Source organism: Euzebyales bacterium, assembly GCA_036374135.1.
GTDB lineage: Bacteria > Actinomycetota > Nitriliruptoria > Euzebyales > JAHELV01 > JAHELV01.
Window position 1 is genome coordinate 1 of record DASUUK010000025.1, and the last position, 10,535, is coordinate 10,535.

Annotated in this window: 10 protein-coding genes and 1 pseudogene; 2 read left to right on the forward strand and 9 right to left on the reverse strand. The window is 71.4% G+C overall.

Annotation, left to right across the window (positions count from 1 at the left end; genetic code table 11):
* Positions 1-217: 217 nt before the first annotated feature.
* Positions 218-1,549, forward strand: a complete 1,332-nt coding sequence (locus tag VFZ70_03795) for an ABC transporter ATP-binding protein (protein ID HEX6254915.1) — start codon at positions 218-220, stop codon at positions 1,547-1,549.
* Between the two features lie 113 nt (positions 1,550-1,662).
* Here the strand turns inward: VFZ70_03795 and VFZ70_03800 are convergent, their stop codons facing one another.
* The 4 genes from VFZ70_03800 to cofD form a co-directional block, all read right to left on the reverse strand.
* The gene (locus VFZ70_03800; protein ID HEX6254916.1) at positions 1,663-2,043 is read right to left on the reverse strand and encodes a holo-ACP synthase; all 381 of its coding nucleotides are present in this window, start codon (positions 2,041-2,043) and stop codon (positions 1,663-1,665) included.
* A 26-nt stretch (positions 2,044-2,069) separates the two neighbouring features.
* Positions 2,070-3,917, reverse strand: a complete 1,848-nt coding sequence (glmS, locus tag VFZ70_03805) for a glutamine--fructose-6-phosphate transaminase (isomerizing) (GenBank protein ID HEX6254917.1) — start codon at positions 3,915-3,917, stop codon at positions 2,070-2,072.
* 35 nt (positions 3,918-3,952) lie between these two features.
* Positions 3,953-4,975 (reverse strand): coenzyme F420-0:L-glutamate ligase, encoded by a 1,023-nt coding sequence (cofE, locus tag VFZ70_03810; protein HEX6254918.1) that lies wholly within the window; start codon positions 4,973-4,975, stop codon positions 3,953-3,955.
* A gap of 64 nt (positions 4,976-5,039) precedes the next feature.
* Positions 5,040-6,011 carry a 2-phospho-L-lactate transferase gene (gene cofD / locus VFZ70_03815; GenBank protein HEX6254919.1) on the reverse strand — a complete coding sequence of 324 codons (972 nt, stop codon included), beginning with the start codon at positions 6,009-6,011 and terminating at the stop codon, positions 5,040-5,042.
* A gap of 108 nt (positions 6,012-6,119) precedes the next feature.
* Between cofD and VFZ70_03820 the strand changes: the two genes are divergently transcribed.
* Positions 6,120-6,512, forward strand: coding sequence for a DUF4870 domain-containing protein (locus VFZ70_03820; GenBank protein ID HEX6254920.1), 393 nt, complete (start codon positions 6,120-6,122; stop codon positions 6,510-6,512).
* Here VFZ70_03820 and glmM read toward each other — a convergent pair.
* From glmM to rplQ, 5 genes and pseudogenes are all read right to left on the reverse strand, one after another.
* The gene (gene glmM, locus VFZ70_03825; protein HEX6254921.1) at positions 6,499-7,839 is read right to left on the reverse strand and encodes a phosphoglucosamine mutase; all 1,341 of its coding nucleotides are present in this window, start codon (positions 7,837-7,839) and stop codon (positions 6,499-6,501) included. The two genes, VFZ70_03820 and glmM, sit on opposite strands and share 14 nt — an antisense overlap.
* A 7-nt stretch (positions 7,840-7,846) precedes the next feature.
* Positions 7,847-8,230: a 30S ribosomal protein S9 gene (rpsI, locus tag VFZ70_03830; GenBank protein ID HEX6254922.1), complete on the reverse strand. Its 384-nt coding sequence runs from the start codon at positions 8,228-8,230 to the stop codon at positions 7,847-7,849.
* 35 nt (positions 8,231-8,265) lie between these two features.
* Positions 8,266-8,703, reverse strand: a complete 438-nt coding sequence (rplM, locus tag VFZ70_03835; GenBank protein HEX6254923.1) for a 50S ribosomal protein L13 — start codon at positions 8,701-8,703, stop codon at positions 8,266-8,268.
* A gap of 306 nt (positions 8,704-9,009) precedes the next feature.
* Entirely contained in the window at positions 9,010-9,816 is an 807-nt protein-coding gene (gene truA, locus VFZ70_03840; protein HEX6254924.1) for a tRNA pseudouridine(38-40) synthase TruA, read from the reverse strand.
* 336 nt (positions 9,817-10,152) lie between these two features.
* Positions 10,153-10,503 (reverse strand): annotated as a pseudogene (rplQ, locus tag VFZ70_03845) (50S ribosomal protein L17).
* Positions 10,504-10,535: the final 32 nt, after the last annotated feature.

Sequence of the window (10,535 nt, forward strand, 5' to 3'; positions counted from 1 at the left end):
GCAGCGAGCCGGCGGGCGGGGATCGAGGGGAGAGGGCGAGCGTCAGCGAGCCGGCGGGCGGGGATCGAGGGGAGAGGGCGAGCGGCAGCGAGCCGGCGGGCGGGGATCGAGGGGAGAGGGCGAGCGCCAGCGAGCCGGCGGGCGGGGACCGGGCAGACACATGGATGGCGGCGTGCCTGCTGCACGAGACGGCGTACCCGCGTGAGGAGGCGCACGCATGACCGCAACCGCCGACGCCGCGCCGCGCAGCGCCGGCGACCGCGACGTCGTACTCGATGTCGAGCACCTCTGCACGTACTTCGACATCGGCGGTGGGGTGCTGGCGTCGGGTGAGCGGGCCCAGGTGCGGGCCGTCGACGATGTGTCCTTCAACATCCGCAGCGGCGAGATCTTCGGGCTGGTCGGCGAGTCCGGGTCGGGCAAGACCACGCTGGGCCGGACGATCCTGGGGCTGGTCAAGGCCACGTCCGGCCACATCCGGTGGAAGGACCGCGACCTGGCGCAGCTGTCCGAGCGGGAGTTCCGGCCGTTGCGACGCCACCTCGGCATGATCTTTCAGGATCCGGCGTCCGCCTTGAACCCTGCGATGACGATCGTGCAGGGCGTCGGACACCCGCTACGCATCCACGGGCTGACGTCGAACCGGCGGGACACACGTGTGCGGGTCACCGAGATGCTGGAGCGCTGCGGGCTCGCACCGGCCGAGCACTACCTCGACGTCTACCCCGACGACCTGTCGGGCGGACAGAAGCAACGGTGCGTCATCGCCCGCGCGTTGATCACCGAGCCCGAGCTGGTCGTCGCCGACGAGCCGGTCGCGTCGCTCGACATGAGCGTGCGCGCGAAGGTGCTCGAGCTGATGTTCGACCTCAAGGAGCAGCTGGGGCTCACGTATCTGTACATCACCCACGACCTGGCGAGCGGCCGCTTCCTGTGCGACCGCATTGGCATCCTCTACCTGGGTCAGCTGGTGGAGTGGGGCGCCAGCGAGCAGGTCTACGACAGTCCACAGCACCCGTACACGCGATCACTGCTCAACGCCGTCCCGTTGCCCGACCCGTCCCGCCGGGGCCGCGACAAGCGCCTGCCCCGCGGTGAGATTCCCGACGCGCTGGCGCCACCGGCGGGCTGCCGGTTCCACCCGCGCTGCCCCGAGGCATTCGAGGCGTGCGGCTGGGAGGGCCGCGACCTCGTCGATGCGCTCGAGGACCGCTGGACACGGGTCGACGAGGCCACGTTCGAGCAGGAACTCGCCATGGTCGGCGGCGACCTCGACAAGGTCGAGATCGACCGCGAGCTGGCCCGCTTCCCCGACGCGGACGCGACGGCGCTGCCCGCCTGGCTCGACGAGCACCTCATGAACCTGCCGACCGCGGTCGGTTCTGCGATCACCGACGTCACGACCGACGGTGGCGGCGTGACGGTCGCGTTCGGCCCGGGACCGGAACCGGCCATCCAGATCGTCGAGGGCCGTCAGGTCGCGTGCCACCTGCACGGGGTGACCGTCCGCGACGGCGGGACACATGTGGGCGACGTCGGGGACGTCTGACCCGCCCCGCCGGCATCAGCCGCCACACACGCCCCACCGCGCACCCGACCCCGCCCCACCGGCACCAGCCGCCACCCCACTCTCACCAGCCGCCACCCACACGGCTGCGACGCTCAGGACTCGGCGACGGCGGTGGCGACCGCGACCGAACGGGTCAGCGACAGTGACACGTGGACGCGTGCGATCCCCAGTCGGTCGACCACGCGCTGCGCCGCGACGCCCAGCACGACGGTCGGGGCGCCGTCGGCGCCGTTGACGATCTCGACGTCGCGGAACGTGAACCCGGCGACGCCGGTCCCCAACGCCTTGGCGACGGCTTCCTTGGCGGCGAACCGGCCCGCGTAGCTGGCCGCGCGCCGGCGACCGGTGCGGGTCCCGCAGTACGCCTGCTCGGCGGGCGTGAACACCCGGTCGACCAAGGTCGGCGTCCGCTCCAACGCGGCAGCGACGCGCTCGATCTCGATCGCATCCACCCCGACGCCGACGACCGCCATCGCGTGACCTGTGCGCTCGGGCTCGACTACTCGACCGTCACCGTCTTCGCCAGGTTGCGCGGCTGGTCGACGTCGCGGCCGAGCTCGACGGCGATGAAGTACGACAGCAGCTGCAGCGGCACGACGGTCAGCATCGGGTACAGCAGCTCGTGGACCTCGGGCACGTAGACGACGTGGTCGGCGTGCTCCTTGATCTCGGTGTCGCCCTCGGTCGCGACGGCGATCACCAGCGCGCCGCGCGCCTTGACCTCCTGCATGTTCGACAGGACCTTGCCGCGCACGTGACCGGACGTGGCGAGCGCGACGACCGGGCCGCCCTGCTCGATCAGCGCGATGGGACCGTGCTTCATCTCGCCGGCCGGGAAGCCCTCGGCGTGCAGGTAGCTGATCTCCTTGAGCTTCAACGCGCCTTCGAGCGCGATCGGCAGTCCGACCTGGCGGCCGATGAACATGACGTAGCTGGCGTGCGCGACCGCGGCCGCGAGCTCCTTGAGCGCGTTCTCCTGCTGGAACACCTGCTCCATCAGCTGCGGCAGCGACTCCATGCGGCGCAGCTGATCGCGCCACTCGTCAGGGAACATGGCCCGGCGCAGTTGCGCCAGGAAGAGCGCGAGCAGCTCGAGCGCCAGGATCTGCGTGGTGAACGCCTTGGTCGAGGCCACTGCGATCTCGGGCCCGGCCCGCGTGTAGAGCACGGCGTCGGCCTCGCGCGCCAACGAGCTGCCGACGACGTTGCTGATCGCCACGACCTTGGCACGTTGCACGCGGGCGTGGGCTGCGGCGGCCAGCGTGTCGGCCGTCTCGCCGGACTGGCTGATCGCGACGACCACGGTGTGGGGCGTCAGGATCGGGTCGCGGTAGCGGAACTCGCTGGCGATCTCCACCTCGACCGGCACCCGGGCCCAGTGCTCCAGCGCGTACTTGGCGACCATGCCTGCGTGGTAGCTCGTGCCGCAGGCGACCACGTACATCTTGTCGAGGTGGCGGAAGTCGTCGTCGTCGAGGCGCTGCTCGTCCAGCACGATCGCCCCGTCGCGCGTGCGACCCAGCAGCGTCTCCCGCAGAGCGCCTGGCTGCTCGTGGATCTCCTTGAGCATGAAGTGGGGGTAGCCCTGCTTCTCGGCGATGTCGACGTCCCAGTCAACGGTGTAGCGGTGTCCTTCGCTGGGCGCGCCGTCGAGGTCCGTCACCGAGATGCCGCCTGGCGTAAGCGTCGCCACCTGATCGTCGAGCAACGCCTCGACGTCACGGGTGTGGGCGATCAGGCCGGCGACATCGGAGGACAGCAGGCTCGCCCCGTCGAGGTGGCCGAGTACCAGCGGCGCCTCGCGACGCGACGTCACGATCGCGTCAGGCGACCGACGGTCGACGACGGCGATCGCGAAGGCACCGTCGACGCGTCGCAGCGCCGCGCGGACCGCGTCGGCCAGCGCCGTCGGGCCGTCCGGACCGTCGTAGCTCGCGCCGATCAGGTGCGCGATCACCTCGGTGTCGGTGTCGGACATGAACTCGTGGCCCCTGTCGGCCAGCTCGGCCCGCAGCTCGGCGAAGTTCTCGAAGATGCCGTTGTGGATGATCGCCAGGTCACCCGAGTGGTCCTGATGCGGGTGGGCGTTGCGGTCGTTGGGCTCACCGTGCGTGGCCCAGCGGGTGTGACCGATGCCGGTCGTGCCTTCGATCCAGGTCCCCTCCAGGACCTCACGCAGGTTCGCCAGCTTTCCGGCACGCTTGACCACCCGCACCCGCGGGTCGCCGTTGCCGGTCACGACCGCGATGCCGGACGAGTCGTACCCGCGGTACTCGAGCGTCTCCAGCCCGTTCACCAGGATGTCGACCACCGGCGAGGTGCCGGTGTATCCAATGATTCCGCACATGTCGCTTCCTCGGTGCAGACGTCGATGTCTGGCTGTCAGGCCCCGGCACCTGCACGTCCCGCCCGGATCGTCAGTGCGATCGAGGCCTCGACCAGAACAGCACCATAGCCTAGGTCGACGAGCAGGGCGATTGTCACACCGGCCGCGACGCCCGCCAACGACGGCGTGTCGGCGTCGATCGCCAGCTCGGTGCCGGGTTCCCGGTCTTCCCGGCGCCGGGCCCGGATGCGGATGCCGCCGCCGCAGATCGCCTCGACCGCCGCCTGCACCGTCCACAGGTCACGGTGGTCGACCGGGCCCGTGAACCGCGCCGGTTCGGAGACCAACGCCGCCGTCAGGCCGCCCCGGCCACGGCGGAACAGATCCGTCTCCGCCGGTCGCAGCAGATCGCGACCGCTGGCGTCGTCGTCGGGCGCGTACGCCAGGCCGCGGACGACCACGACAGGCACGCCCGCGCCCTTGTCGCGGACGAGGTCGGCGGCACCCGCGAGTTCGTCGGCGATGGCCGACTCGGTGACCCGCAGCATCCCGCCGTGTCGGTCACGTGCGCCGATCTCCGACCGCAGCGCGGGCACGCCGGCGACGCCGAGCGCGACGTCGGTCTGGCCCATCCGCCATGGTCGGCCGAAGGTGTCGGAGATGATGACCCCCACGTCGACACCCATGACGTCGCGCAGGCCCGCGCGCAGCGCGGCCGCACTGGCGTCCGGGTCGGGCGGCAGCACCGCGACCGCGTCACCGGACACGTTGGACGCGTCGACGCCGGCGTTGGCGCACACGAACCCGTGCCGGGTCTCGACGACCGTCACCCACGGCGCGTCGGCCACGACGCGGACCGCCTGGTCCGCCACGGCCCGGGCAAGGACCCGGGCCAGCGTCTCGCCCTCGCGCGGCTGCACCACGGCGCCCTCGGCCTTGCTGACGATCTTGGACGCGACCAGCACCACGTCGTGGTCCTCCAGGTGGATCCGCGCTGCGATCAACGCCGCGAGATCGTCGCCCTCGACGACCTCGGGCATGCCGTCGACCGGCAGCACGGTCAGCGACCCGGCGCTCACACGGCCTCCGGAGCTGCGGTCAGCGCGCGCACCCTTGCCGTGACGCACGTGGTCGCCGCGTCCGTCATCGCCGCGCCACCTCCGCGCCCAGGTCCAGCGCCGTGCGCGCCAGGTCGGCGGCGATCTCGCGGGTGCGCATGATCGTGTCGGTGACGCGCACACCCACGCCCGAGGCGGCGATGTCCTCCGCCTCCGCGGCATCGGTGTCGTCGATCACCCACCCGTCGAGGACGTCGGCGTACAACTGCGCGACCGCGCCCGCCGACACATCGGCACCGACCGCGGGCAGCAGCCGGTCGGCCATCCCCCGCACGACCCGACCACCGACGATCGGCGACACACCGACGACGGTCGGGGCGACCAGCGCGTCCCGGATGCCCGGGACCTGCAGGATCGTGCCGATCGATACGACCGGGTTCGACGGGCACAGCACGACCACCGACGCAGCCTCGAGCGCCTCGAGCACGCCCGGTGCGGGTCGCGCGCGGTCGGCACCGTCCAGACGCACCGCGGCGACCTCGGCGCGTGCGTGCTCGCCGACCCACCAGCGCTGGAAGTGCAGGCTGCGCCCATCTGTCGTGTCGATCATCGTCGCGACCGGGTCGTCGGTCATCGGCAGCAGCCGCAGGCCGAGCCCCCATGCGGCGGCGATCCGCGCGGTCGCCTCCGACAGCGTCGCGCCGTCGGCGAGCATGCCGGTCCGCAGCAGGTGGGTGGCCAGATCGCGGTCCCCGAGCGTGAACCACGACGGCACGCCGTAGCGCTCCGCGAGCTCGCCGGCGACCGTGTGACGCTCGTCGGCACGGCCCCAGCCCTGGTCCGGGTGGACGCCGCCACCGAGCGTGTAGACGATCGTGTCGAGATCCGGGCTCACGTGCAGGCCGTGCAGCATCAGATCGTCGCCGGTGTTGACGACGACCGTCAGCGCATCCGCCGGCACGATACGCACCAGTCCCTGAAGGAACCGCGCCGCGCCGACGCCGCCCGCGAGCGCGACGACGGGTCCCGTCGCACCTGCTCCACCGACATCGGTCACCGGCGTCTCCACAGCGCGCGTGCGAAACGGTCACCCACCTGGCACGCGCGCCGTGCCCGCCCCCTGCGGCCGGTACTGTGGGATGGTGATCGGCTCACGGAGACCGGTGTGAGCGCGGCGGCGTCGGACGCGCCGCTGCCCCAGTTCTCATCGCGTTCGCTCGCGATGATGGTGCACCTGTCGACCGCCGTCGGCTTCTTCCTGTCCCTGTCGATGACCTTCGGCCTGGCCGGCCCGTCGGTCGCGTGGCTGATCCTCCACGGCCGTGACCCGTTCGTGGCACGCCATGCGCGCGAAGCGCTCAACTTCCACCTGTCGGTACTGGCGTACGCTCTGGTGTTGATCACCCTGCCGACGCCTCCGACGGTCGTGGCTGTGTTCGTGGTCGCGTGGATGGCCGTGGTCATCATGGTCGCGGGCCGGGCGTACGAGGGACGCGCGGCGCGGTACCCGGGCGCGTTGCCCATCCTCCGGCGGCCCGGCAGGCTCAGGCGAGGCTGAGCTCGTCGTCGACCACCTTCACGAGGCGGTCGGCCACCTCGCCCGCACGCTCCTCGCTGTCGGCCTCGACCATCACGCGGACGACGGGCTCGGTGCCCGACGCACGGACGAGCACCCGCCCGTGATCGCCCAGCGCAGCGGACTCGGCGTCGACAGCGCGCCACACGGTCTGGGCGTCGTCCAGCCGATCGCGGTCGACACCGGAGACGTTGCGCAGCACCTGGGGCATCCGCCGCATGACCTTCGCGAGCTCGTGCAGCGTGGTGCGCGACCGCGCCAGCACCGACAGCAACCGCACCGCGGTCAGGACCCCGTCGCCGGTCGTCGCGTAGTCGGTGAGGATGATGTGGCCGGACTGCTCGCCGCCGATCGGGTGACCGCCCGCAAGCATCGCCTCGCGGACGTAGCGGTCGCCCACCTTCGTCTGGATGACCTCGATGCCGAGGGTCTTCATCGCGATCGTGAACCCGAGGTTGGTCATGACGGTGGTCACGACGGCGTCGAGCCCGCCGCTGCGCTGCCGGTCCGCTGCCAGGATCCCCAGGATCACGTCGCCGTCGACCACGGCACCGGTGTGGTCCGCGGCGATCAGCCGGTCGGCGTCGCCGTCGTGCGACAACCCGATGTCGGCGCCGGTCGCGACGACGGCGTCACAGATGACGTCGGGGCGGGTCGATCCGCAGCCGGCGTTGATGTTCGTGCCGTCCGGCTTGGCGTTGAGCACCTCGACGGTCGCGCCGAGCCGGCGCAGGACGAACGGTGCCACGTTCGAGGCCGCCCCGTTCGCACAGTCCACGACCACGTGCAGGTCCGACAGGCTGACGTCACAGGCCGCGACGAGGTGATCGACGTAGCGCACCAACAGCTCGTGATCGCGTCTGAACCGTCCGATGTGGGCGCCCACCGGGCGGTCGTCGGCCACCCACTGCAGCAACTGCTCGACGCGGTCCTCCTCCGCATCGGTCAGCTTGCCGCCCTGAGGACCGAAGAACTTGATGCCGTTGTCCTCGACGGGGTTGTGGCTGGCCGAGATCATCGCACCTGCGTCAGCGCTGCTGGCCTCGGCGGTCAGGAAGGCTACGCCCGGGGTCGGCATGACGCCGACGCCGATCACATCACCGCCGGCCGACGTGACCCCGGCGACCAGGGCCGCCTCGAGCATCTCGCCCGAGGCTCGAGGGTCGCGGCCGACCAGGACCTTCGGGCGGTCCGTGCCCTCCTCACGCAGCGTGCGGACGAGGGCACGTCCGAGGCCGACGACGAGCTCGGGGGTCAACTCGGTGTTGGCGACCCCACGGATGCCGTCCGTGCCGAACAGCTGGCCCACGGCGCTGTCAGCGCTTGCTGTACTGCGGAGCCTTGCGCGCCTTCTTCAGTCCGTACTTCTTCCGCTCGACCTTGCGCGGGTCCCGCGTCAGCAGACCCGCCGACTTGAGCGGGGCGCGCCAGTCCGGCTCCTCGTCCTCGAGTGCCCGGGCGATGCCCAGCCGCAGCGCACCGGCCTGCCCGGTCGTCCCACCGCCATGGATCCGGGCGACCACGTCGAACTGACCGGCCGACTCGGTCACGTCGAACGGTTCGCGGACGAGACCCTGGAGGGTCTCGGTCGGGAAGTAGTCCTCCAGCGGGCGGCCGTTCAGGATGAACTTGCCGGATCCACGCTCGAGCCGCACACGGGCCACCGACGTCTTGCGCCGGCCTGTGAAGATCTTTGCCATCGTCCTCGTCGTTCCTTTACGGGGTCAGCGGTGTGTCAGGCGAGGTGGTCCGGCAGCGGCTGCGGCTGCTGCGCGGCGTGCGGGTGCTCCGCACCCGGGTAGACCTTGAGCTTGCTCATCATGCTCCGGCCGAGGCTGGTCTTGGGCAGCATGCCCCGCACGGCGCGCTCGACCAGCTTCTCGGGCGTCTCCGCCAGCAGCCGGGCGAACGGCACCGACTTCAGCCCACCGGGGAAGCCCGAGTGGCGGTACGCCAGCGACTGCGAGCCCTTGCTCCCGGTCAGTTGCACACCGGCGGCGTTGATGACGATGACGTGGTCGCCGACGTCCATGTGCGGCGCGTACATGGGCTTGTGCTTGCCGCGAAGGATGTGTGCGACCCGCGAGGCCAGCCGGCCCAGGATCTCGTCCTGCGCGTCGACCACGTACCACGCGCGGTCGATGTCGGCGGGGCGGGGTGAGTAGGTGCGCATGAGGGTCTGACCGTCCGAAGATGAGGTGCTGATGCAGCGGCCCGGCGCTGCGGCCGGCTGTACAGGTGGTTCGTGGAGCCGTGGCCCGCGAAGCCGAGTGGGCAGCGGACGAGAGGCGCTGCCGCGAGGGACCAGCATAGCAGGTCCCCCTCGGCCCCGACACGCCCGACCGGGGAGACCTGTCAACACCAGCAACCCGAACTCTCCCCACCCAGATCCCGACACGCCCCGACCGGGGAGACCTGTCAACACCAGCAACCCGAACTCTCCCCACGGCGCGATCCGGCTCCCCAACGATACGGGGCGCTACGCATACCGGACGGCGGTCAGGGTCAGGCCGTGCGGCGGGGCGACCTGGCCCACGACCTGGCGGTCGCGTGCCGCCAGGACATCGGCGGGCCAGGCGGCGGGACGCCGGCCTCGACCGACGGCGACCAGACAACCGGTGACCGAGCGGACCATCTGGTGACAGAACGCACGTCCCGCGACGTCGACGGCCACGAGGCCGGCGCGCAGACGGTGGACGCGGAGGTCATCGATCCGTCGGATCAGGTGCTGACCGTCCCGGCGGCGGCAGAACGAGCTGAAGTCGTGCTCGCCGACGAGGGCCTGCCCACCGGCGTGCATGGCCTCGACGTCCAGCGGCGGGGCGCCGACGTGCCAGGTGTCGTGGCGCCACAGCGGCGCCATCGCGTCGTGGTCGCAGAGCCGGTACCGGTAGCGACGCTGGGTCGCGGAGAACCGCGCATCGAACGACCCCGGGACGCGGCGCACACGCCAGATCGTGATCGACGGCCCGCACATCGCGTCCAGCGCGGCGCGGGCGCGGTCGAGGTCCCGGAGCAGCCGGCTGTCCCGCGGGGCGTCCAGGTGCACGGTCTGCGCCAAGGCGTGCACGCCGGCGTCGGTGCGGCCTGCGCAGACCGTGCTGACCGCAGCGCCGGTCAGTCGTGCCAACGCATCCTCGAGGGCGCCCTGGACCGTGACCTGATCCGGCTGTCGTGCGAAGCCGTGGAACTCCGCACCGTCGTAGGCGAGGTCGACACGCACGCGCGCGGTCGCGGTGGCGCCGGAGGTGTCCGACGCCGACGGGGCCGGACGATCCTGCGTCACGGCCCGGTCGTCATGCGCTCAGTCGTCCTCGTCGTCGTCCGCGTCGTCATCGGTGTCCGACGCGTCGTCGACCTCGTCGGCGGCCGCGATCTCGGGCACGACCGCGCCCTGGTTGGCGGTCGCGATGTTGACCGTTGTGTCCTCGCTGTCCGCATCCGCGACGTCGTCGTCGTCGAGTTGCTCATCCTCGTCGACGATGTCGTCCTCGTCGACGAGGTCCTCGTCGTCGACGCGCGCGGCGGTCGGCGCAGCGTCCGCCTCCTCGCGACGGCGACGCAGGCTCCACCGACGACGTCGGCTGTCGTCGCCGTCGGTCGCCTCGCCACCGGCCACGTCGTCGACGAGCTCGATCAGGGCCATGGGCGCCGCATCTCCCTTGCGCGCACCGAGCCGCAGGACGCGGGTGTAGCCGCCGTTGCGCTCGCTGAATGCGGGACCGACATCGGTGAAGAGCCGGTGCACGACATCCTTGTCGCGGATGACCTGCAGCACCTGGCGACGGCTGTGCAGGTCGCCGCGCTTGGCGAGGGTGATCATCCGCTCCGCGATCGGCTGGACCGTCTTGGCCTTGGCGTGCGTGGTGCGGATCCGGCCGTGCCGGAACAGCTCTGTCGCCAGGTTGGCCATCATCAGGTTGTGATGTCCGGGGCTCCCCCCGAACCTCCCAGCCTTCCTCGGCTTCGGCATTCCTCTTCCTCTTCTACTGCTCGACGTTCGCG

Bases quoted from the DNA above. Each gene is read 5' to 3' on its own strand.
- rplM (HEX6254923.1), bottom strand. From the start codon at position 8,703: ATGCGCACCTACTCACCCCGCCCCGCCGACATCGACCGCGCGTGGTAC.
- glmS (HEX6254917.1), bottom strand. From the start codon at position 3,917: ATGTGCGGAATCATTGGATACACCGGCACCTCGCCGGTGGTCGACATC.
- VFZ70_03800 (HEX6254916.1), bottom strand. From the start codon at position 2,043: ATGGCGGTCGTCGGCGTCGGGGTGGATGCGATCGAGATCGAGCGCGTC.
- VFZ70_03795 (HEX6254915.1), top strand. From the start codon at position 218: ATGACCGCAACCGCCGACGCCGCGCCGCGCAGCGCCGGCGACCGCGAC.
- rpsI (HEX6254922.1), bottom strand. From the start codon at position 8,230: ATGGCAAAGATCTTCACAGGCCGGCGCAAGACGTCGGTGGCCCGTGTG.